The 26,611-nt window shown below is 63.4% G+C and carries 1 protein-coding gene; it reads right to left on the minus strand.

Annotated elements, in window-relative coordinates; genetic code table 11:
• Entirely contained in the window at positions 1–26,196 is a 26,196-nt protein-coding gene (locus F1609_RS20940; protein WP_206752966.1) for an Ig-like domain repeat protein, read from the minus strand.
• Between the last annotated feature and the right edge of the window lie 415 nt (positions 26,197–26,611).

A 26,611-nucleotide genomic window follows, 5' to 3' on the forward strand; every position in this document is an offset into this window, starting at 1 on the left:
TTATTTTATCCGTATTTGGTACTCAGCACCTGATTTAATATACTTATCAACCGTCTTTTGCGTAATATTGGGATAAAGTTTATTATTTTCAACCAATAATTTCATTACGTGAGCATCGGTTTTTAGCGACGTCGCACTATCAACCACACGTTGCACATTATACGCAGCAAGTTCACTCTTTAAAGCAACCATATCATCGGCGTATGACCATGGAGTTAGTTTTTGAAGATAGTGTTCTGCCTCATGAGCAACCACACCAGCTGCTTGTGCGGGACTACCGATATAAGGGCGCCAAACAATCATTTCGTTTTTGCCGAATGGCATGAGTCCACCTTGAGGTGACTCTAGAATATCGTCCGAAAAATTGATTGTAATTTGTCCTCGCTTCAACATTTTCGCAACTGCCAGACCTTCAGCCTTATTGCTTTGCCGCAGCGCTCGCATGACTGAGGGGAGACTAATTCGGTGGCTCCGGCTTGCAAAATAATCTGAATGCAAACCTATAGCTGCGGCACCGGGTGAGTTCCCTGACGATTTTAGCTCAACATCGGTCTCCAACAAGGAAAGTGTTTTAATTTCTTTATCTACAATAGCAGATGGAGAAATTAGTTTATTGGTAGCGACAGCCTGTTGCCCTCCAACTACTATAGGTGGGGCCTTTTTTTGAATTACTGGAGAAGGCATTGCCAGGTTCGAGGGCACGCTAGGTGGTATCAAAGCACCAGTACGATAGCGCAGCCCTGTAACAGCAGAAGATGCGCTAGATCTGAGTGCATTAGCCTCAGCAAACCCCAATCCCGCCACCCCACTGTCGTAGGCCGCCTCACCTATTCCCCCTACAAAATATTGACCGGTAACAGTCGTCGGCCGATATGTTAAGTTCGCAGCAACTGTACTTGCTAGCTTTTCAGCGTTTCTTACGCCGTCCTGTTCGCCATATGTCTCCCACTTGAATGAGCCCACAACGCCGACGACCGGACCGACAACAGTTGCGACAGCGCCCGAAATCAATGCAGCCGGTGTTTCGATAACGGCCCCAACTATCATTCCGGGGACGTTGTCACGAGCTTCCATGCCTTGAACGTACTCCACATCCTGACGTGTGACTGAGCTGCGTCCCTCGAACGGCACCTCAGCCAATTGTACCTCGGGCCCGGATCGCGACGTATTCACGTTCCCAGCGATGGTTCCTGGCTCCGCAGTTGGAAGGATGATGCAAGCAGTCGAAGTAAGCCAGCAATTGACTAGTTGTCCAGTCTTTGCGTCACGTACAGTTACCGCACTCCCCTCTCCGAAAACTTCCGGGTAGCTATGTGAGTTAGCTGGATCGGGTGTTGGTGATCCTGACGAATACTGCCCGATTGTTTTTAATCCAAGGTCAAATGGTCGAACACCTGTACTTTCAGGGGAGACTTCGCGCCGTTCAGATGCGGAGCGCCTGTCAGCTAGAGAATCATTCAAGCCGTAGCCAAATTTCCCGCCGTTCCTTAAAATTTCTTGCCCGGAAGGGGTATCGAAAAATGCGTCCTCGGCAGCCGCGAAATCAGTAGCATCAGAGTGAACAAACGGCAATTCGCTCAATGATGGGTTGATTGGCAGCGGGGCAGAGATCGATTCCGCCCTCAACGACGGCGGAATATTAGATTCATTTAAAATGTCTGAGCTATCCCTTCCACCCTGCTTCGAATATTGGGTATTGGTGCCATCGCCCGCTTGACGCCCCTCCACCTCTATATATCCTCGCTCCGCATCCCATCCTGTCTTTATGCCGTCACTAATCGCCTCAAGCGCCACCATTGCATAGCTGACCTTGCCTGGCGACAGCAGAGCCGTGGTCATGCGACCTGCCAACCCGGCCATGGTGCCACGCCTGAACCCCTCTTCGAAATCACCATGGATCGTCGGAGACGAACCCGCCGGTGATGTCGGCTTCATATCCTGGTTCACTGCCGAATTGACAGCAGCGCCGGCCACAGCTGCCCAGCTGAAACTCTTCTGCATCCCGGTCGCGATCGATAAGCCCTGAACGATGACGTTATTAGCTACCGCATTGCCTACGGCACTGCCCACGGCATTTCCTGTCAGATTCGACGCGCCGAGGGCGCCAGCGAAAGCGCCCATGCCGACGTTCTTCCACTTGATACCATCCTGCTTCCCTGCCGCTACCGACGTCACTTCCGTAGCCAGGCTGGTTGCGCCGCCCATGATGGCGCCGGCGACATACGGGGCCGCCGTTGCGTAGCCGGCCGCCGCAAGTTCGGTGGCCGCCATTGCCGCGTACGGCGCGACAATGTAGACCACGATCAGCACGATGATGATCAGCAACACCAGAAAGCCATAATCCTTCGGCGTCGGCGGGGCAGGCAGATTCGGCGACAAATTGCCGATCAGCTTACCATTGTTGAAGGTCAGCTTACTTTCGACATCGGTAGCCGCCGCTGGCGTCACCAGCACCTGCCCGCCTTTCAGCACGCTCCCAAAACCGAGATTGTTGGCGTCCGCCAGCAAATGCCAGTCGTCGGCATTGCCGTAAACGCGCAAGGCCACGGAACTCAGCGTCTCGCCTTCCATCGCCTCCACCGCACCGCCGCTGGCCGCGCTCTCGCCCGATGGACGCAAGCCATGCGGCGTCAGCGCACTCTGGCTGGTGTCCTTGTCATAGATTTTCCAGAAGAAGTCTTTGATCTCGTCTTCGACATCCTTATGGAAGGAACCCACGTCCCTGCTGTAGCGCAGCTGCAATTCGCCGCCGCTCAGGATCTGGCGCTGCTCCAGGTCGGGCGACTGGTGGTAGCCCTCGCGGCTGACCAGGATCGCCCCGCGCGCATCGGTAACGAACGATTTCTTCCAGATGCCCGTCGTAGGCTGCAGCCCGTTATTTTTGTACGTCAGCCCAATCAGCACGCCGTTCGCGTCGTAAATCGAGGTGTTGCTGGACGTGTCTCCCAGTTTGCCGGCCAGGTCGCCCGTGATCATGCGCAAGAAACCCGAAGACGTGTCGATCACCAGGCCATTGGCCGTCATGCGATACGTGTTGGTATAAGTGCTCAATACATGATCGCCCACCAGCGAGTCAACGTGATAGGTCTTCACGTTGCCGACGTGGTCGAAGCTGTCGTTCGACACCTGGTTCTTGACGTGCCCGCTGTCCTGCAGCGCCTGCTCCTTGATCAGCCGGCCGAATGAATCGAACATCCGCAGATGGCGTTCGTAGCCGCTGGCGGCGCGCTGAACCTCGTAAATCGCCTTGTAGATGATCCCCTGCTTCTTGTGATTATCCAGATCCTTCTCATAGGCTTTCAGCGCAACCTCGTACGCCTTGCGGCTGACCTCATACTGCTGCATCGCCTCTGGCGAACTGCCTGCGGGCGGCGCGGTCGGAGGAAGCGGCGGCAGCGGTGCAGCCGGCCCCATGTCGATGGTCACTGGTGTATTCGGCTGTTCGGCATCCGCCACAGTGCGGCCCCAGCGGTCGTAACTGGTGTTGAACGCCAGAACGTTGTTCACCTTGGTGGCGACCAGGCGGTTCATCGCATCGTAGTCGTAGCTCTCGGTGCGCGCGCCGATGGTGGACGATGCCAGGTTGCCGGCGCTGTCGAAGGTGCGCCGGATCGATGTACTGTCCAGCCCGCCGGCGGCATTGGTGGCATTCGTGACGATCGTGCGGTTGAGCGCGTCGAACATGAAGTAGCCATCTTCATTGTGCTGTTTATCCTTGCCCGGCGCGCTCGAGGTGAAGTGGGTCCGGTTGCCGAAGCCATCGTATTCGTACGACAGGGTCTGATGCAGTCCCGCGTGATCGTCCGCAACCACGCTCAGCAGGTGACGATACCCATCGAAGCGCTGCAGGTTGTCCTGGAACGTCACGCCGTCAACCATGGTGCGTTCCACCGTGCGGTTGCCCGCCAGGTCGTACTCGTAGATGGACAGCTTGCTGTAGGCAGGCGACGCTTTCGGACCGGACACAATCTCGCTGATCACCGTCATCTGGCCGATCGTGTCGTAGTCATACGTGATGACCTGCCCATTGAATGCTTTGGTTGCGCTGATCAGCTGGCCCGCGTTGTCGTACGCATATACCGTCGTCGAATTGTCGCGGTTGTTCGACGTGGCCATCCGGCCAAAGCTGTCATAGGTCCATCCCGCAAACATGCCGTTCGCGTCTTGCTCATAGTACTTCTGGCCGGCATTGTTCCAGCGGGTGGTCGCCAGCATCTTGCCGGGCACCTTCATTTGCTCCACATTGCCCCGGATATCATGCAGGTAGGTCGTGATCTCGCCCGCCGTATTGGTGGCGCTGACCACGTAGCCCATGGCATCGTAGACGTAGCTCTCGGTAAGCACCTGCTTTCCAAGGCTGACCAGGGCCAGAGGCGGAATGCTCGGCCCCATGTCCGAGACCCACAATGTAGTGCGCGCAGGCATCACCCCTTCCTTGACGGTGAACACTTCGACCGGCAAGTGGCTGACCGTTGTCACATGACCGAGCATGTCGTAGGTGTAGATCGTCATCTTCGACGGATCGAGTTCGTCGGTGCGCAACTGGTCGAAACTGTCGTAGGTGTGACGCTCCTTCATCAAGCCATTGGTCACCGAGGTGAGCAGCTTGCCGGCCGGCGTGTAGCTGTCGGTCGTCACGCGCCAGAGTGCGCGCATGGCGTCGTTGGCGGACGGACCGGTGACGTTGGCGCTTTCGCGGTCGACCGTCTGGCGTCCCACCAAGGTGCCCTGGATGCCAAAGGTGTAGGTGTATTCCCGCACCCGCCCGCCCGCACTGCCGTCGGCGCGCGAATTGCGCTCGCTGGTGACGCGGTCCTGCATGTCGTAGGTGTAGGCCGTGGTCGGCCCCGCCGCAGCGGTCGGACCCGGCTCGGTCTTGCTGAGCAGGTTGCCCCAGCGGTCGAACTGCTGCGTCACGCGCGCGCGGCCGGCCGGCGTCTCCGGCATCAGGGTCTCGATCATGCGCCCGGCAGCGTCGTAGCGGTACTCGATGCGGCGCAGGTCGGCGTGCTGCAAGGCGTCGGCAGCGCTGGCGATGGTGGTCAGGTCGCGGTCGCCATGGCCCTTGCCGCCGCTGTTAATCGCCTGGACCATGCGGCCTTGCAGATCGTACAGGCGGATCTGGTAGGCCCCCTTTTCATTGGTGCGCCACATGTGGCCGGCGTTGTCGTACTCGTAGGTGGTGACATGGTTGCCCACCGTTTTGCGCACTACTTCGCCGAACGCGTTGTAATCGAGCTGTTCGCCCGTTTCATTGTCGACGGACAAGCGGCCAAACAGGTCGTAACCGTTGCCGGCGCCGTACTGAGGGTAGGTCGCCTCGCTGCCCGGAGCGGGCTTCTTCATGTGCACGTGCGAACTAAGATTGCCGCGCGAATCATAGGTAAAGTCGTGCCGGTTACCTTCGGCATCGATCACGCGGATCGGCTTGCCCTGCTGGTTGTACTCGCTACGGGTGATGCGGTCTTCCGGACCCGGCTCCGCCGGCACCGGACTGATGCGGCTTTGCGAACCCTTCGCAAACCGGGTTTCCAGCGTGACGTTGCCATACATATCGTACTGGTAGGTGGTCAGGCCGAGCCCGTCACCGATCACGCGGCTGCCATCAAGCACTGCCGTCACGCGCCCGAGCACATCGTAGAACATGCGCGACGGCGAATCCGAATCGCCGGCGCCCGGCCCCCACGATTTGACCGAGGTGACCTGGCCAAGGGTGTTGTAATCGTTGACGCTGACGTGCGCGTTACCGGCGCCGTCGGCCCTGGTCTCGCGCAGCACCAGGTTGGCCTTGTTGTAGGTGTTGGTAACGATGCGGTCGCGCGCATCAAGCTGGGCCTGCGGCGCCTTTACTTCATTGCCGGTCCAGCCGGCCACTGCGACGGCCGACTCCACCGTCGTCGTCAGATTGCCGGCGAAATCGTAGGTGTGCGTGGTCAGGTAGCCGCTGGCGTCGACGGTGGCGAGCAGCTGACCGCGCTGGTCGTAGTAGTTGTTCACCACGCTCCACTGGCCGCTCACAGGATTGACCAGGGTGGCGATACGCGTGGCTTCGCCGAAGCTGTTGTAGGTATTGCGCGTGACCGCGCCGGCGACGAAGCTGCGCTGGGCAGGGTCGCTGGCGGCCGCATCGATCACATACGCGGAGGGCTGGGTCACTTCCAGTACACGGCCGGCGTGATCGTAACGGGTGACGATGCTGCGGTCCTGGCTGTGATCGCGGCCGGCCAGCAGCGCTTCCATGTCGGCAAGGCTGGTCCGTAAGTCCTGGTAGAACGTGATCGGCTGGGCGTAGCGTGTCAGGCGCGTCACCTCGCCGAACGCATTGCGCTCGTAGCCGGTGACGTAGCCCTTGACATCGATCTCGAAGCGCAGCATGCCGCTGGCGTCATACATGCTGTTGCTGACCGAATTGAGGATATCGGTCTTCTTGATCGCCAGGCCCAGGCCGTTATACTCGATCTTGCTCTTGCCGACCGGATCGTTCTGCTTTTCAACCGAGGTGACATACCTCATGCTGCCGCCGAAACTGATCTCGACCTGTCGCCCGAAATTGTCGTAGGTATAGCGCGTATCGCGCGGCGCACCGCCGCCGGACTCCAGGCGGTACAGCAGACGACCCTGGCCATCGTAGATGGTCCTCACGACGCGCTTGTAAGGCCCGTCCGGTCCCGCTACGGTTGGCCCTGTTTCGGTGTCCAGATTGCCATTGCCATCCCAGGTATAGGTCCACAGAGCGCCATGCTTGTCGACCAGGGTGGCCTTTTGGCCGGAGCTGTTGTAGGTCGTCGTTTCGGTGGCTCCCAGCGCATCCTGGCGCCATACCACGCCGCCCATCGGGCCATAGCGGAACAGTTCGGTGCGATCGTTTGCCGCGTCGGCGACCACGAGCTTGTCCAGCGCCGCCTGGCTGAAATCGTTGCCCTTGTAGGGCGTGGCGAACTGGGTGGTCGATTCCAGGTTGCCGAACAGGCCGTAGGTATTTTTCTGCACATGGCCGAGCGCATCGATGCTGTAGGCAAGCCGGTTGCGCGCGTCGAAGGCCTGGTGGCTGCTGCGGTCCTCGGCCGGGTTGGCCAGGGCTTGCGCTTTCTGGGCCACGCTGCCCAGGTCGTAGTCGCCCGCCAGCGCCAGGGCCGCCACGTCGATCCGCTTGGCAAACAGCGTCACGCCGGTCATGTTGCCGTAGGCGTCGAACTGCTGGTGACGCAGCACGCCTTCCGGGTCGATCGAATAGATCAGCTGCCTGTCCTGGTTGTAGGCCATCAGGCTGATGCGGTCGTCCGCACTGGCGACCACATTGGCCGGGTCGGCGCCCGGGGCGATTCTGTTGGCGTACTGGATCTGCTTGGCCAGGTTGCCGGCGCCATCGTAGCCGTAGCCGGTGACGATGCCACCGCCGTCCACGCTGGAGATGAGGTTGTTCAGCTCATCGTATACATAGCGCACACGCAAGTTATTGTGTTTTGCAGCTTGCACGGTAAAGGCAACCAGGGCCTTTTCGTTGATCGGCGTATTGGCCGGGAAAGGCCGTTCATAAGTGATGCGTTCAATCACGTTGCCGCGCGCGTCGAAGCGCTGCTCGACCACGTTCTCGTAGTTGTCGATCGTAAAAATCGGACGATAAGCGGCGTCGAAGATTGTCTTCAAACCGACATCGCTATCCTGCCCCCCATCCGGGGCGTTGTACCAGTTGGATGCGAAAGCGTTGGACGGCCGGTTTATTGTAACGATGACCTTGCCATTGGCATCGTAGCTGACGGCACTGTCCGCGCCGCGCGAGCTGTGCGTGGTTGTCAGGCGTCCGTCGGTATCGTAGGCCTGCAAGACATGGTTGCCATCCGGCATGATGCGTTCGATCTGGTTGCCGTGCGGATCGTAGGTGTAGCGCGTGACGCCGCCGTTGGCATTGGTCGAGGTGGCCATGCGGCCGCTGCCGTCGTAGGTTTCGCGCACGTAGTTGTCGCGCGTCACATCGGCCACCTTGGCCGCAGCCTCGCTCAGCGCGGCCACCGTCAGCGCGGTATCGGCGCCGATGGCGACTGCGTAGGCGATCCGTTCGACCACATTGTCCTTGTAGCGCCAGGCGATCAGGGCGCCGTTCTGGTCCAGGCGGAACAGTTCGCGCCCGAAGTTGTCGAACACGCTGCGCACCAGCTTGTCGCGGGCGGCATCGGCGGCCGGCATCGCAAAATCGGCGCCCAGCGCGGCGCTGCGGGCGTGCGGACGCGCCACGCGGTTGGCGTAGCTGGTCTGCTCGACCAGGCGGCCGCGTGCGTCGTAGACCATGCGGCTGACGTAGCCGTCGCCATCGACCGTGAGCACCGGACGGCGCTCGGCATCGTAGGCGGTCAGGGTGACCCGGTCCAGTGCCGATTCGGCTACGCTTTGCGGCGCGGCGCCGATCGCCACAGGAATGCCGTAGCGTACCTGCTTGATCAGGTTACCCTCGGCGTCGTAGCTGTAGGAGCTGACCATGCCGGCGGTATCGGTCTCCCAGGCCAGGCGGTTAAACGCGTCGAAGGCGCGCACGCTGCGGGCATCGCGCCTGGCGTCGGCACGCACGGCGGCGCTGACCGCGGCCGTGGTGGGCGCGGTCGCCGGATCGATCGGCTTGGCATACGCCAGGCGTTCGATCACGTTGTCGTACATATCGTACTTCAGCGCCACCACGTTACCGTTGTTGTCGATGGTGAACACCGGCCGGTTGCGCGCGTCGTACACGGTCTGCAGGATGCTGTCGCTGTCGAAATCGGGAGTAAACGCCGTGCTGGCCTGACTTGGCGCGTTCCACTGAGGATCTTGCCGGTAGTGCCAGGCCGTTGCCATGTGGCCGTTACTGACCACTTTACCGGCCAGGTTACCCTTGCCGTCGTACTGGTATTCCATGATCAGGCCGGTACCGTCGACGGTCACGGCAAGGCGGTTGGCGGCATCGTAGACGTAGTCGTAGCGGGCGTCGTACACCTTCTGGAACAGAATGCTGCTGAGCTTGTCGCTTGTCAGCTCGACGCCCGGCTCGACCTTGCGCATGTACGTCAGCAGCGTGGACAGCTTGCCTGCCGACGTGTAGGCGTAACTGTTCACATCGCCCGCCGCGTTCACGCTCCACTCGAGCAAGCCGGACGCATTGTAAGCATAACGCACATGGTCGTCGCTGGCTGCGTTGGCGACCAGCGCCACCGCCGCCGCGACCGATGCCGTATCCGGCACGGCAGGCACGGTGATGCCGGCTGCATAGACAATCTTGTCGGTCATGTTGCCGCGCGCATCGTACTGGCGCACGGTGGTGCGGCCCAGCGCATCGATGCTGACGGTTTCTCGGTCGGCTGCGTCGTACAGGCTGAACGACACCTGGTCGTTGGCGCCGTCGGGCTTGACCAGGGCGGCGATAGCCGCGCCGGTGGCGCTGCTGCCGGCCACCGGCCGCGCGGCCAGCTGGTGGTAGCTGATGCGCTTGGTCACATTGTCGTGCGCGTCGTAGAACAGCTGGGTGATCTGGCCATGCTCGTCCACCTTGTATTTCAGGCGATTGTCGGCATCGTAGCTCATCAGGCTGACGCGGTCGGAGGCGCTGGTCTTGACAGACTCGAGCGCGGCGCCGGCGGCGATCGGCGCGCTGTAGCGCACCTGGCGCACCAGGTTGCCCTGCACATCGTACAGATAACCTTCGACGAAGCCGAAGCTGTCCGCTTGCAGCGCCACCCGTCCGGCGCTGTCGTAGGCATAGCGTTCATGCAGATCGCGCACGCTGTCCGGCTTCAATGCGGCCTCGATCGCCGCCGCCGTGCTGGCGCTCGAGAGCGCAATCGGTTCGGCGTAGCGCAGCTTGTCGCTGACCTTGCCGTTGCTGGCATAGGCGTAGCGCACCACCATGCCGGCGCCGTCCACGCTGAGCACAACCCTTCCGGCGGCGTCGTAGACGCTGCGCTGCACGCTGTCGCGCGCGGCGTCGGCCACTACCGCCGGGGCGGAACCGATGGCCCACTTGCTCCGGTCGATGCGGTTGGCGTAGCTGGTCTGCTCGATGACGTTGCCGTTGCCGTCGTAGCCGAAATGCACCACGCCGCCGTTGCCGTCGATGGTCCATTCCAGGCGACTGGCGCCGTCGTAGATGCGATAGCTGGCGATATCGCGGTCGTACGTGTACGTCGATGGCACGAACTTGCCTTGGAAGCGCGACAGGTCGAGGCGTTTGTTCGACAACACACTCGAGGTCAGGTTGCCCTTCACGTCGTAGTGGAACTCGGTCAGCGCGCCGCTGCCGTCGTAGGTCCAAAGTAGATGATTCTGCTTGTCGTAGACGCGCACTTCCTTGCCGTCGGCGCCGGTGGTGGCGGCCAGCGCCGCAGCGCTCAAGGTCATGTTGTTGTACTGCGACAGGTCGGCCGGAATGGCCTTGGCGTACACGGTGCGGCCAAGCAGCTCGCCTATGTGGCCGTAGCTGTAAGCGGTGAGGTTGCCCTCGCCTTCCACGCTCCATTGCAACAGCCCGTTGGCGTCGTACACGAAACGCGCGTGATTGTCGCGTTTGGCATCCTTGAGCAGCGCCACCGCAGCACCGAGATCGGCGGCGGTCATCTTGACCGAGGCCGCCACTTGTGTCGCGTAGACAATGCGCTCGGTCACATGGCCGCTGGCGTCGTAATGCTGTTCAGTGACGGCGCCCACGCTGTCGACGCGGTACAGTTCGCGGCCGATGGCGTCGTACACGCTCCGTAGGGTCTGGTCGCGCGCCGCGTCGGGGACGACGGTGGCGGCCAGCGTCACTGCATCGGCCGGGACCTTGCCCGCCGCCGGCATGGCGACGCTGTTGGCGTAAATGGTGCGGCTGACCACCTTGCCAGCGCGGTCGACGCTCTGGCGCGTGACTTGCCCGGCCTGGTCGATCTGCACCACCATGCGGTGGGCGGCATCGTAACCCATTAGGGTGACGCGGTCGCCCGCGCCGCCCTGCACCGCCGCTGGCAAGGCGCCGGCGGCCAGCGGTTTCGCATAGCGGACCTGGCGCAGCAGGTTACCGGCGCGGTCGTAACTGTAGCCGGTGACCTGGCCCACGCCGTCGACTTCCCAGGCCAGGCGCCCGGCCTTGTCGTAGGTGTAGCGCACATGGATGTCGCGCGCGGCATCGGCGCGCGTCAGCAAGGCCTCGCGCACGCCGGTGGCGGTGAGCGCGACGAACGACGGCATCGCAGTGGCATACCCGATCCGCTCGCTGACCTGGCCGTTGGCGTCATAGCGCAGTTCGCTAACCCCACCGGTGCCGTCGATCGTAAACATCGGGCGGTTCGAGCTGTCGTAGACCGTGCGCAGGCTCTGGTCACGCAGTGCATCGACGACCACGGGCGGTACCGTGCCCGGCACCCACTTCGACATCACGATGCGGGTGGCATAGGTGGTACGCTGCCCGACGTTGCCGTTGGCATCGTAGGCGAAGGCGGTCACGCCGCCCAGGCCGTCGACGTCGAACGCCAGGCGCCCGTCCTTGTCGTACAGGTGGTGCACCAGTGTATCTTCGGCGGGCAAGGCTACCTTCTCGACCAGGGTCTTGATGGCCTCCAGGCTGGCATCGCTGCCGAGTTTGATCGGTTTCACGTAGTTCACGGTGCGCGTGAGCCGTCCTTCGGCGTCGTAGCTCTGCTGGGTGACGTAGCCGAGCGGATCGACCGTGTACACCGGACGGTCCAGCTTGTCGTAGGCAACTTGCGTGCGGTTGCCGCCGGTATCGACTTTGGCGACCACATTGTCGTTGCTGTCGTACTGATAGGTTTCGGTCAGCTTCAGCCCGTCAGGATCGACGACGGTGGACGTACGGCGGCCCAGGGCATCGTAGGTATGCACGGTGACCACGCCGGCGGCGTCGGTGACACTCAGGGTGGCGCCGCGCGCGTCGTGGGTGTAGCGGGTGACCAGCTTGAGCCCTTGCGGGTCCAAGGTCTGGGTCAGTACCTGGCCGAGCAGGTCGAACTCGGTGAGCGTCACGGTGCCGGCGGCATCGGTGGCGCTCACGCGCTGGCCCTTGGCGTCGTAGCTGTAGCGGGTCACCAGCGCCAGGCCATCCTGGTCCTGGGTGCGGGTAAGGATACGGTTGACGGCGTCGTAGGTGTAGTTGACCTCGTTGCCTGCGGCATCCTTGGTGTGCGCCAGGCGCCCGGCGGTGTCGTAGTCGCGCGTGCTGTGGCCAAGCGGCGTGACGGTGTCGACCAGGTTGCCGTCGGCGTCGTAATGGAAGCTGGTGGTATTGCCCCTGCCATCGGTCAGGCTGTGCACCTGGCCATGCGCGTTCTGGCGCGTGACCGACGCGACCTTTTCGGCGGTGCGCACGGTGGTGCTGCGCGTCGCCGTGTCGTAGCTGTACTCGGTGACGTTGCCCAGCGCATCGGTGACCGTCAATCGACGCCCGAACGCATCGTAGGACTGCTTGCGCACGCCATTGGCGGCGTCGGTGGTCGTGACGACCTGGCCCATGCGGTCGTAGGTAAGCGTGGTGACGTTGCCGTTGCCGTCCACCGAACGGACCAGGCGCCCTAACACGTCGTAGGCCTGGCGCTCCTGGACATACAGCTTGTCGCCGCTGCGCGCCACGGTCAGCTGGCGGCCCATGTGGTCGTAGGTCGTGGTAGTGACGGTCGCGCCGTGCTCGGCGGTCGCCGGCGCGGTGACGCTGGCCACGGCGCCGAAGGCGTCGTAGCTAGCGCGCGTGGCGGCGCCGAGAGCGTCGGTCGTTTCCACGACCTGGCCGCGCGCGTCGTAGCGCATGCGCGTGATGCTGTTGTCAGCAGGCCGGGTGTTGGCTGCCGTGACCAGCGCCGCCACGTCCGCCATGTTCGCCACCGAGGCGATCAGGCCGCCGCGCAGGGCGGCGCGCGCTGCGGGCGGGATCGCCGTGGCGTAGCGCAGCACGGCGTCGAGCCGGCCCTGGGTGTCGTACTGGTTTTCGGTCACGCCGCCTTCGGCATCGACCGTGTAGCGCACCCGGCCGGCCTCGTCGTGGAAGAACACGGTACGGTGACCGAGCGCATCGGTGCTGCTGGTGCGCTGGCCCAGCGCGTCGTAGGTTAAGGTGGTGGCGTGGGCGGCCCAGATGGCGTCGACCTCGGCGGCGCTCTGCTCGCCCGTGATCAGGGCGCTGCCCATGCCGTTCAGCTCGGCCTTGACGCGGCCCTGGACGTCGAAGCGGCGCAACACCGTGCGCGCTTCGCTGGTGTCGCGCGCGCTGATGCTGGCGACCATGCGCCCTTCGCTGTCGTAGGTGTAGGACGTGACGGTGCCGTCGGCACCGGTCTGGCTCAGCAGGCGGTCCTTCAGGTCCCAGCTGCGGCTGGTGCTCTGGTCGGCCGGATGAACGGCGGGACGCAACGCCGCGAGGCTCGATTGCGCCGTGACCGGGGTGCGCGCGGGCGTGGCGTAACGGGTCGTGCCGACCAGGCGGCCGCCTGCATCGTAGGCATACTCGGACAGGTAGCCTTCGCCATTGACCTCGCCGATTTTCTGGCCCAGGCTATCGTAGTAGATATAGGTATGCACATCGGCGGCGGAGGGAAGCGGCATCCAGCTGGTGATGTTGGCGTGCTTGTTCGCCTCGCCATTGGCTTCACTCGAGAGCACTGTCAGCATGCCTCGAATGGGGCTGGCAGATGCAATCGTGTGCACCAGCCGGCCGGCGGCATCGTAGATGTACTCGATATAGCTGCCCTCGGCGTCGAGGGTGGCGCGCACGTTGCCGTCGCTGTCCATGAACTGGCGCGTCTTGCGATCGGCGTCGCTATGCCCGACGACGACCGATTTGACGCCGGTCCGAACGATCTGCTGGAGCGGCGCCGAGAGTGCGGGCGGATTGTCCGCATCGCCGGCAAACGAGGCGACGATGGCCAGCGTGCCGATGTCGAAGGCGTTGCTCGCCAAGGTCAGGGTCGCAACGCCATCGGTCACGCGCTCGGTCCCCAGCACAATTTTTCCGTTCAGGAAAGTCACCACCCCGCTTGGCAGCTTGCCGCTGACCGTCGCCCGGTAAGTGATCGGCGCACCCTGGCGTACCGGTCCCGGCCCGCTCAGTGCGACGCCGACCACGGTGCCTGCCATGTCCTGGTGCACCACCGCCGACATGCTCGACGCCGACAGGGCATCGCCCAGATAGACCGCCACCAGGCGGTTGGCCCCGGCGGGCAACGACATCAGCTTGAGCGAGGCGCTGCCGTTGACCGTATCGACGGTGCCAAGCAGTACCGAGCCGCTGTAGAAAGCCACCTTGCCGGGTGACTGGCCCGTACCGGCAACGGTTGCCGCCAGCACGATGCCGTCGGCACTGCTGCTCACGGCCAGTCCCGTGCCGGTCGGGGCGAGCGGCGCCGCCACGGCGTGTTTGGTAATGCGCGCGCTGTTCTTGGCATCGCCGGCATACTCGGCGCTGACGCCAGCCAGGCCACCGGCCGGATCGGCTACGGTCAGGCTGGCGCGTCCGGCCAGCATCACGCCCACGCCAAGAATGTTTCCGTAGCTATCCTTGAAAGTGATGCTGCCATCCGGGTTGTTGCCATTGACGACCGCCTGCAAGGTCACCATGCCGGCTGCGGCCGGGCTGCTGGTCAGGCTCAGCGTGGCGGCCTCCGGTGCGATGACATCGACGCCGGTAAGGTTAGGAAGACTGAACATGAGCGGTGCACCCGCTGCGTTGTAGGCGTCGCCGGAATACACGACCCTTACCGTATTGGAGCCGGAGCGCAACGAGCTTAGCGGTACGAGGATGACGGCGACGCCGTCGACCACCGTGCCGGAGCCGAAGCGCAGGCTGGGGTCGGCACCGAACAAGGCGACGGTACCGGAGGGCGCCGTGCCGTTGACCTTGATGCTGATCCGGGCAAAGCGCGCCAGCTTGGCCTGCTGTTCCGTCAGTTCCTTGCCTGCCGCATCGACCAGCACGCTCTTACCTTCAAGAATTGCGGGGGGATTGTTGACTGTGTAGAGAAGCACTTCCGAGCTCGACGCTGCGATCGCGCTGCCCGGGTTATCCGAGTATTCGGCACGGAACTGGTGCGTTCCGGCAGGCAGGAAATCGAGCACCAGTTTGGCGCCATCAATATCGGGATCCACGCTGCCAAGCAAGACGCTTCCGTCAAAGAAGCTGATGGTACCGTCCGCCGTCCGCCAAGGAAAGGAATTTCCCGGGACGTTAGCGGTCAGGGTCACGGGCAGCCCGCCCGGTGTCTTCGCGCTGCTGGTCAGAATCAGCGGCAAGGTGGAACTGTCGGGCACAGTAACGGCCTGTCCTACCGAAGTACCGCTCGCCTTGACGTAACCGGCGGCATCGTAAACCGCCGTGAGGGTGCCGCTCATCAGATTTTCGTTGTGGAAGCCCGTGAGCATCGCCATGCCATCGATGACTACAGCGCGCTCCAGCCGTTTGCCATTCAGATAGAAATTGACGTAGGTATTGCGGGAACCGTCCAACAGCTTGGACAGATTTCCAGGAGGATATTTAACGATCGCCATCAGATCGATCACCGGCTTGTTGCCCACCATGCGCACCACTGCCGAGACCAGCGGATCGATGATGATGTCTTCGAACACAACAGGCAGCATAGTCACGTTGACCATGCTGGTCGGCGCATTGGCGTCATCTCCCGAGTAGACCGCGTATACGTTCTCCTCGAACGGCGAGCGGTTCGACCAGTCGAGGGTCGCGACGCCGTCGATCAGTTGGGCGCTGCCCAGCAAGTCGCGGTCGTTATAGAAAATCACCGCCCCGCGCGGTGCCGGGGCGCCGGGCACTCCCTTTACCGCCGCCGTAAGACGAATGGCGTCGCCGAATGCGACCTTCGGCGGCGTGGCCGACAGCGACAGGCTCGATGGCGTGGCGACCGGCACCGGCACCGGTGGTGCGGCCGGATTTTCCGACACGCTCAGTGTCAATCGGGTGCGCAGGCCGCTCGTGCCGGCGTTGCGTTCGTCGCCCGAATACACCGCATATACCTCGACATTGCTTGTGGTAGGAACCCGGTAGGTCAGCCGGGCCATGCCGTCGACTAACATCGCGGTGCCGAGCACGCCCTTGTCGTTGACGAACGTGACCAACCCGCCAGGGCCAGCGCCGGCGTCGCCGGTAACACGGGCGGTAAAGGTCACCTCGTCGCCGCGGCGCGCGCTGGTGCTCGACATCGACAGCGCAATGCTGGTCGGAAGCGGCGCTTGCAGCACGGTCTGGACAATCGCGTCAGAGCGTGCCGCGCGGTTATTGGCGTCGCCATCGTAACGCGCGCTGAGCGCATGGCCGCCAGTGGCAAGATTTTTCAACGCGAGCACTGCCACCCCGTTAAACAGGGTGGCAGTGCCGATGGCGGTGGCGCCGTCATAGAAGGTGACCGTGCCGCCAGGATAGCCGCGGCCAAGGTGCTCGACCCTGGCCGTCAGGATCAGGGGCGTGCCTTCATCGACCGTAGCGCCGTTGGTGCTGAGCGTGGTCGCGGTCTGCGCCTGCGCCACGTCCTGCACCATGCTGGCCACTTGCATGGCATGGCCCAGGTCACCCTGATAAACTGCGGAAATGGTGCGCTGGCCGGGTGGGAGGTCGTCCACAACCAAGCGCGCGACCCCATCGACAACCTCGGCCGAACCCAGGAATTTGCCGGCATCGCTGAAGTACCTGACCACGCCCCGTGCCTGGCTGTCGCCGAGCGTCGCGCTCAGCGTCAGCGCGGTGCCGAACGACACCGAGGCGGGCGAACCGGCCAGGGCCAGCGAGGTGCGCTGGCCCGGCACGGCGGCCGGGCCAGCAACGCTAACGGCGTTATTGGCATCGCCACTATAACTGGCCATGACAGCTCCCCTGCCCTCGACATAGCTATCCAACGTCAGGACGGCCCGGCCCAGGCTGAGCGAATCGCTGTCGCTGATAGTGGCGATCCCCAGCACGTTGCCGAACTGGTCGAGGAAGGTGACGCGTCCACCGGGACGAACCCCGGTGACGGTGGCGGTGACGATCTGGCTGGCGCCGCCCGCGCCCTGCACGATGCGACTCTCCAGCGCCGTGGTGGTGGCAACGGCAACCGTACGGCCGTTCGGGCTATCGCTGGTGGCCGAGACATCCTTCGATTCATTGTTATTGGCGTCTCCCGAATAATACGCGCGTACTAGGCGATTGCCCTGGATGGTGCTGCGCGTCAACAGGGTGGCGACCCCGTCGACAACCAGTGCCGATCCGAGCAACGCGCCGTTTTCGTAGAATTCCACCACGCCCCCAGGATGGTCGCCGTTCACGCTGGCAATGAGCGCGACCTCGGTGCCGATTAGCGCTACCGGCGGCTCGGAGCGCACGACCGTGGTGGTCTTCGCTGCGGACCGTACCACCACTGCATTACTGGCCCTCCTGGCCAAGTCGTTTTCGGCCACGAATTGGGCTTCGAACCGATGTGGGCCCGAGGTCATGACCGGAGTGTTCCAGGTGAATGTGCCAATGCCGCCGGAGGAGTAAGAGCGTCCGACGTTGACGCCGTCACAGAACACCTCGACCATGCCGGTGCGGTACGCGCCGTGGACCGTAAATTTGATGGTGAGCTGCTCGCCACTGACAAAGCTTTCAGGCACGCTCAGCAGCACCTCGGCATCGGCATACGGCGCCTGCGCTGCCAGCGATCCGCCGCTCGATGGTGCATGCAGCGCGTCGCCGGAGTAACTAGCGGACAAGCTTGCAAGACGACTACTCGGCACCGGCACGCTCAACTCGGCGACACCATTGACGACCCTTGCACTGCCGAGCAGGACTTGTTTATCATAAAAGCTGATGGTACCCGATGCGGCCGGATCGCCGATCCTGGCACGGATGACCAGTCGATTGCCGAAGGCCGTCGCCAGCGTCGAGGTGCTAAGCACCGGCAAGCTCACCGGCCGGGTATCGGAGGCACGCACGCCGTCGGCATTAATGTACGGTCCATTAATTTGGACCGAAGGCGCGTTGGCGGCGTCGCCCGAATAGCTCAGGCTGACGTAGCCGGTTGCCTTGCCGATGTCGTTGCCCGACAGAACCAAGGTCGCCACGCCATTGAGCACGTTGGCCGTCCCCAGCGTGCGCAAGCTGTTGCCCAGCATGAAGCTGACGACGCCGGAGGGATTGCTGCCACCGGCTACGGTTGCAGTAAGTGTGATGCTGCCGCTGCCATTGGCGTTAAGCGTCCCGCCGCTTGGCGCCACTGCCAGGGTGGTGGCCTGGAGCTGGGGCGGAACCACAACATTGAACGCCACCGGCGTGGCCGATGGGCTGTGGTAAGAATCGCCGGCATAGCGCGCGCTGAGGCTATGGGCGCCTGCGGACAGGCGGGTAAGCAGACGCGCCGAGCCATCGACGCCGAGTTCGCTCGTGCCAATCAAGGTCGTGCCTTCGTACCACTCCACCTTGCCGCCGACGGGCGCATTGCCGTTCGGCGTGACCTGGGCCGAAAGGATGATATTGCTACCGCTGGAGACAATGGTCTGCGCGGCATTGACCTGCAAGCTTGCCTGACCGGACGACACCTTGTGGAGGATGGCCGGGGCCACCGCCGGGGCATTAAAGCCATCGCCTAAGTAGCTTGCGCGAATGTAGTAGGTCTGGGGAGTAAGTGCAAACGGCAGCACCAGGGTAGCGACGCCGTCGACCACCGGTACCGGGATCAGCTTGTTGAAGTCGGGGTCAACCCGAGAGACGGAAAAGACTACCATGCCGCCAGGCTGATTGCCGCCGACCTCGACCCGCACGGTCAGCGGGTCGCCATAGGTGGTGGCCGGGGTTGCACTCATGCTGATGCTGGTGTTGACCGCCACCAGTTTCAGTGCGACGGTCGCGGAGAACGTGGCTGCGGCCTTGCCGTCGCCCTCGTACACGGCACGCACATCGCCGGTGGTGGCGACCAGGCGATCGAGGCTGAGCGAAGCTTGTCCATCGACCAGGGTGGCAGTTCCGATCAGCAGATTGCCGCTCATAAACTTGACCGTGCCGGTAGCGCCCGGCTCGGCCATGGTCACGTTCAGGCGCAACGGCGAGGCGATATTGCCCTGGCCTCCGTTCGAAATCAGCACCATGCCGCTGGCGGGACGGGTGACCGCCTGCGCCAGGACGGCGGAGGCAGCCTGGCGATTGTTGACATCGCCGCAATACAGCGCGGTCAAGCGGCGCGCGCCGACCTGAACATTGTCGACTTGCAATGTCGCAATGCCATCGATCACATTCGCGCTGCCGAGCAACAGCTCGCCATCGAAGAAACTGACCGTGCCATGCGGGGTGGAACCGCTCACCCGGGCGCTGAGCAGCAGCGGTACGCCAACGACGCTGGCGGCGGCGGCGGAGCTCAGGTCGACCGTAACGGAGTCGTTGAACACCAGCGCGGCCAGGTGGGCCGAAATACTCGCGGCACTGGCGGCGTCGCCGGCATACTCCGCACGCAGGATGGCGGGACCACCAGCCAGGGTGGCATCGAGCCTGGCGACACCATTGACCAGCGCAGCCTGCCCGACCAGGGCGTTGCCATTGTAGAACTTGACGATGCCGGTGGTGAGCAAGTTGCCGGTCACCTGGGCGATCAGGGCGTAGCGGTCCTTGGCTGCGCCCGGCAAAGGCTGTGCGCTCAGCAAGGTGGTGCTGGCTGCGGCGCTGACGCTCACCCCGTGTGCGACCGACTCGCTCTGGCCCGCCGTGCCGTAGCCGGAGTAGACCGCGCTGAAGGAATAATCTCCCACCGGCAGTTTGCCCAATTGAAGATAGGCCTCGCCGGAGCGGAAGTCGGCCACGCCGATCAGCTGGCTGCCGCTGTAAAACGACACAGTGCCGTACTGGACGCCCTCGCCGCTGACCTTCACGTGCAGGGTCAATGGCTGGTCGGTGCCGGCAAGGTTCGTATCGACGCTGCCGCGCTCCAGCAAGAGCACGGTCTTGCTCGGCTTGCCCTGCTTGATGGCAGGCGGATTGCTCACCGCAGTGACGTTGACGGCCACCGTATTGGTCGCAGCCTGGTTGTCCACCTGCCCGGAGTACGCGCTGGAGCGAACGAAAACCGCTTGCACCGGCGTCATGCCTACGCTGGCGAGGCTGGTCGCCAGCGTGGCCACCCCCGCCACCGTACTGGCGTAACCCAGGTAGGTCTTGCCGCTATAAAAATACACGTTACCATTGAGCAGTTCCGGCTTGTTCAGGCCGTCTGCAGTGCCGATCCTGACTGTCAGGGTCAGGCTCGTCCCCTGGGCTGCTGTGGCGGCGCTGGCCGTGATCTGGGCGACAGGAATCGACCCCGGTGCCTGATTGACGGTCAGATAGGTGCCGTTCGTCGAGGCGGCGTAAAGCTGGTCGCCTTTGTAGCGCGCCACGATCGACATCATGCTGAAGGATGTGTCGAATTGCGCACCCAACGACGCCACGCCATTGACCAGCTTGGCCGTGCCGATGATCTTTCCGGTGGCCGATTCGACAAACTCGACCTCGCCGCTTGGCGTCACGCCGGGATTGCCGGTCACTTTCGTCGTCAGTTCCACGGTCTGGCCGGTCAACACCTTCCCGTCTGTAATGTTGTTCAGTGTCAGTACCGTGGTGCTATTGGCTGGCGTTACCTTGAGCACCACTTGCGACGCTGCGGCCGCATTCGTGGCGTCCCCCGAGTACAGCACGGTCAGGGTGTTGGCGCCGGCTGGGAGAGGATAATCCTTGATGTTGAACGTGATCGATTTCGCTGCCGGCACCTGGCGGATCAGCCGGCCCTGCGCATCGATCAGCGAAACCGTTCCGCCCGGATTGACACCCTCGAGGGTGTAGTTGACCTGCGCCTCGCCAAACGCGACCATTTCCTTGGTGGCACTGGTGAGCGCCAGGCTTGCCGCCTGACGCGGGTACGGAAACACGCGCGCGACACTGTCGGCATTATTGGCATCGCCCGCATACACGGCCAGCACCTGCTCGCTGGTCACCGTCGGATTGACCAGATACAAGGTGGCCAAGCCCTGCACCACGGTCGCGCTGCCGAGTAGTCCATTGTTCGCATCGAAAAAGTTGACTTGGCCGGTCGGGCTGAAACCACGCACTTCCGCGACCAGGCTGAGCGCCGTGGCAGTCCCGCTGGTGGTGGTGCTGGCAAACAGGGTGGTCTGGCTCAGCGCGCCGGTGACTGGCGCCGACAACACCGCCGAGGTGCTGCCCGCATTGTTCGGGTCGCCCGAGTACACGGCTTTCAGTTCCGCCGTGCCGGAGGCAAGGTTGCGCACCACCAGGGTTGCAACGCCATTGATGACCATCGCGCTGCCGAGCAACTGGGCGTTGCGGTCGTAGAAGCTGACCGTGCCGCCAGGGCGGTAAGCCTGGACCGTCGCCGTGAGCGTGACCTGATCGCCGGCGCTCGGGTGCAGATCCGACGCACTGAGCACGACCGAGGTCGGCGCGATCGCGACCGCCTGCTCCAGCACCGCCGAGCTGCTGGCGGCGTTGGCATCGTCGCCCAGGTAAGCCACGCTCAGGCGGTTGGCGCCAAGCGGCAACGACGGCAAGGCCAGGGTGGCCACGCCATTGACGACCGACGCATGGCCAAGCAGGCTCGTGCCGTTATAGAAGGCGACCATGCCGGACGGATTGACCCCACTGACGCTGGCGCGCAGGGTGGCGGCGGCGCCGTACACCGGCTTGGCCAGGTCGAGCGCCAGGGTAACCGTGCTCGGAGCGCCCGCCAGCACGTCGGCGCCGATCTCGTTCGAATTGCTGCCGACATTGGCGGCGTCGCCCGAGTACACGGCCGTGATCTGGTGATGTCCGGCGAGCATGCTGCCGGTGGTGAAACTGGCGGTATTGTTGACCAGGGCCGCACTGCCTAACAACACGCCGTCGGCAAAGAAACTGATGGTGCCGCTGAGCGCGCGCGCGGCATCAGCGGCGCTGGCCACCGCCACGAAGGTGCGCGGACTGTGCGGACCGGCCGGGATGCCGCTTTCGCTCAGCCGCACCGTGGTGCTGCTGCCGGCCAGGCGCAGCATGACCGCGCTGCCGTCGCCCAGCAAGGCAGTGTCGAGCGGGGTGGCCAGGCGATTGGTGGCGTACTGCTTGCCGGTGGCGTCATACAGGGTCTGGGTGGCGTAGCCGAGCGCATCGACCTGCCACACAGGACGCCCGGCGGCGTCGTAGATGGTCCAGGTCCTGGCGTCCTGCGCGCTGGCGGCCGGACGCAGTGAGTCCAGGCTCAGCTCCAGCATGCTTTGCAGGAAGGCGGCATTGTCGGCCGCGCCCAGGTCGCGCGAGGCGCTCATGGCCACGCCCGGATCGACCCGGGTCGCGTAGGCGATGCTCTGGGTACGGCGGCCATTGAGGTCGTAGCGATACTCGCGCAAGGCACCGCTGGAATCGACCTCGCCGATCTGGTTGCCGGCGCCGTCGTACCACCGCATGGTTTTGGCGCCGTTGGCGTTTTGCGTCAGACGCAGGCGTCCGCCGGCGTCGTACCAGAAGCGGGTCTCACCCAGCACCGCGCCTGCGCCGGTGTCGATCCTGGCGATCAGTTCACCTGCTCGATTAAACACCGTGGTACTGACCATGCCGCTGCTGAGGGTGGTGCGCACGGCATTGCCCGCATCGTCATAAACACTGGTCGCCGCCATGCCGGTATTGTCGTGGACATTGAGCGTGCGTCCCAGGCCGTCATAGGCGTAGCTGGTCGCCAGGCCGGCGGCGCTGATGCTTTGCAGCAGTTGTCCACTCTGGTCATACACCATGCTGGTCACCTGTTGCAGTCCGTCGGCGACACCGGCGCCGCTGCTGTCGAGCGTCTTCCAGCTGGTTGTCTTGCTGACCTGCCCGCGGAAATCGTAGCTGATATCGGTGCGCTGGTTGCGCGACTTGTCGGCGATGCCCGCAGCCCAGCTCATGAAAGCCGCTTCGCTGTTGGTGCCGCTGAACCCATCGGCGCTGTAGTCGATCACGCTGGTACGGTTGCCGAAGCCATCGTAGCGGTACTCGGTGACCCTGCCATCCGGGCTTTTGGTAAAGCGCAGGCGTCCCGCGCTGTCGTACGCGTGCAGCGTATCACGGGTAAAACGCAAGTTCGACTGGGTGTTACTCCACGCCGCCGTTTCCCTGATCAGCTGATTGTTCTCGCTGAAGTCGTGGTTGACGATAAAACCAAGCTCATCATAAATCTTGATCAGATTGCCGCGTGCATCGTATTCGTAGGTGCTGGTATTACCGGCGCCATCGGTACGCGATTTCAGGTTGCCGCTCGCGTCGTAGGTGAAGCGCATGCCGGCCGACACGCCGCCGGCGGCCGGGCCGTAAGCCTCCGTCAGGCGGCCGGTGCTGTCGCTGGTCAGGGTCGTGACATTACCGAGCGCATCCGTAATGCGGGTTTGCGCACCGGTCGCCGGCGCCTGGGCATAGTGCAAGGTAGACGGGACGTTGGCGAGCTGGGCGCCCGCCAGCAGTGCCTGGTTACCGAGCAAGGTACGCAGCGCCTCGGCGGCGCCGGCATCGCTGGTGCCGTACAGGGCCGCCGTGACGCTGGCCCAGGTATCACCTTCGCGCACCCGGTAGTAAGGTGCTACCGGCACGCCGGTGGCGGTGACGTCGTAGCGCAGGGTGGCGGGCACGCCGGCCAGCTTGACCCCGGCGGCGAGAACTGGATTGCCGAGCGCGCCGCGCAGAGCGGCGACGGCGTTGCGGTCTTCCGTACCGAACAGGAACAGCGCGATGGCGGCCCAGGTGTCGCCCGTCTTGACCACATACGTGGCATTGAGCGTGACGGTGGTGCTGGTGCTGTAGTTAACGGTTGCCGGCAGATTGCGCAGCGTCTTGCCCGGCGTCAGCGCATCGGCCGCGTAGCCGCTCTTGACGCGCTGGACCAGGCCGGCATCGTCGCTACGGTACAGCGCCAGTACAATGCTGCTCCAGGTGTCGCCGCTGCGCACCACGTAATACGGCGCGACCGGCGTGACGACGTCGAAGGCGAGCTTGGCCGGCAGACCGGTCAGCTTGGCGCCAGGCACCAGTTCTGGATTGCCGAGCGCAAGGCGCAAAGCCTCGCCGCTCGCCGGCTCGTTGGTATTGTAAAGAAAGGTCGCGATGGAGAACCATGTCGCGCCTTGAGGAATGCGGTAGTAGGCCGGTACAGTTACCGCACCGATGGTGTAATTGATCCCGCCCGGAAGCGATTCGAGCTTGGCGCCGGGAACCAGCGCCACATTGGCCATGGCCGACTGCAAGGCCTTGGCGCCTTCGACTTCGGTCTTGCCGAACAGGGCGGCAAAGATGCTGGCCCAGGTATCACCGCTCTGGACGCGGTAGTACGGCGTTACCGCCACGGTGGTTGTGGTGTAGGCCAGGCTGGACGGCAGGTCCGTCAGCTTGGCGCCCGGGACCAGCGCCGGGTCGCCCAGCAGGGCCCGCAGCGCGGCCCCCGCTTCCGGCGCGCTGGTGCCGTACAGCGTCTGCGCGATGCGGGTCCAGGTATCGCCGCTGCGGATCGCATAATAGGCCGGCACCGCCACTGTCACCTGGTAATCGAGTGTTGCGGGCAGCTTGCCCAGGGTGGCATCGGTCAGCAAGGTCGGGTTGCCCATGGCCGCACGCAGCGCGGCGACCGCATCGGCATCGCTGGTGCCGTACAGTTTCTGGGCAATTGCGCTCCAGCTGTCGCCCAGCACGATACGGTAGTACGGCGCTACCGTCAGCGTTGTCTTGACGTCATAGCCGAGCGTGGCCGGCAGACCGGACAGGGTCGCGCCTGCGCTCAGGGCCGCATTGCCCATCGCCGCCTGCAGCGCCAGCGCCGCCTCGGGGTAGGCGCTGCCGTACAGGCGGCTCGTCAGGCTGGTCCAGGTGTCGCCCGCTTTCACCATATACGTGGCCGGACTCTGCGTGGTCAGCGCGGAGCTGACCAACCCGGCGCTGCGGCGGTCGACCTGGGTGATCGTGGTCGACAGTCTGGCGGCATCGAGCGCCAGGCTGTTGGTGTCGCCCTGCGCTTCCCGCAAATCCAGCGCCGCGCTATTGATGGCGGCCTTGTGATCGGCAATCAGCGCTTCCGTACTGGTCAGTTTCGAGTGGTTAAGCGACGCGTAGCCGGCGCTGGTTGGCGTTTCGCTGGTGGAGAGGCGGTCGGTTAATACGCTGGCGCCGCGCGCCTCGGTCAGCGTATCGGTCGTCACCAGCTTGCCGTTATCGATGCTGGCATTGTTGTTCGTGACAACCGTCTCGCTGGTGGTCAGGCGCGACGGATCGAGCGGCGCGCTGGTGCCGACCACCTTGTCGCCGATGGTATCGAGCTTGCTTTCATCGACCTGCGCACTGGCGGGCAAGGCATTGTTCAGGTCGGCGTAATCGAAGCGTGTGGTGCGCGCTACGCCATCGACCGTCTGGCTCATGCTGGCGATCTGCCAGCTCGCGCCAAGCTGCTTGTAAGTGAAGGTCGCGTGGGTGCCGTCGCTCTCGAGAACGCTGGCGAGGCGTTTGCTGTCGCCATCGTAGCCATAGGTGGTGACGTAGCTGCGGCCGTCGGCGATGCTGTTGTCTTCCGGGCTCAGATCGACCGTCACGCTGCTCAGGCGGCCAAGGGCGTCGTAACCGTAGCGGGTGCGGGTCTGGATGGCGCCGCCGCGCGCTTCGGTATGAATCTGGCGCAGCCTGCCATCGGCATAGTCGAGCACCATTTTCTCGCCATCCTGGTCGGTCAGCGCGATCAGGCGCTCGCCGTCATAGGTGAAGTCGACGAAATTGCCGCTGCGGTCGGCCTGGCGGATCATCTTGCCCTTGCCGGATGTCCAATCATAGGTCTCGACCGCCTGGGTATCCCCATCGATCCAGGTGAGCTGCTTGCTGGTTTCATCGTATTTGAGCAGGTCGTAGGCGCCCGCACCCTCGCGATGGACGTAGGCCCTGAGATGGACGTCGTACACATACACCAACTGGGCGCCGTCGCCGTCGGTGCGCGTGATCGTGCCTTCGGAGTTGAATTTCCCGGTCACGTTGCCGACGCTGCGATAGAAGCCGAGGCGCCAGTTATCGGCGCTGCCTTCGCCCTGGAAATTGCCCTGGCTGTTATAGCTGCGCAGGACTGTTGCATCCAGTCCCTGCCCCATCAGGCGATCGTCGCGGTTCTGCAGCACCAGATTGCCGTTGGCGCTGTTCACATACACCTGCTGGCCGTTACGGCCGAGCGCGGAGGACCCGCTGGCGCCGTTCTGGCCCAGGGTCGACAGTGAGGTAAGGCTCAAACCCAGAGTGTTGCCGCTGACGATCGCTACCATATAGATGTATACCTTGCGTTTGGATGGCTATCACTGGACAGCCAAATATTTTGGACGGAGGCGGTCGTTTGGATTGCCAAAAAATCAGTGCGCGGGACGGACTGCCCTGATCGCGCGTATTGACAAACTTTCGACCTGCGGCTCAACAGGCCGCTTCTACCAATACATCTGGGAAATGGCGCGGAAGTTTAGAGCTTTTTAGAAATATTCTTAATTCGTAACAAGTCGACGCGGCTGGCACGCTTTACCTGGCGCCGGGACTCAGCGAATGCAGCTTCGAATCTGCGAGAAGCGCTGTCAATGACGATATGCCGAGCCGTGTACGCCGATTGCATTAAGAACGCGATGGGAAACTTGCGCTATAGCTGTTTTTCTTGGTCAA

This window comes from Massilia aquatica (assembly GCF_011682045.1).
GTDB classification, from domain to species: domain Bacteria; phylum Pseudomonadota; class Gammaproteobacteria; order Burkholderiales; family Burkholderiaceae_D; genus Telluria_A; species Telluria_A aquatica.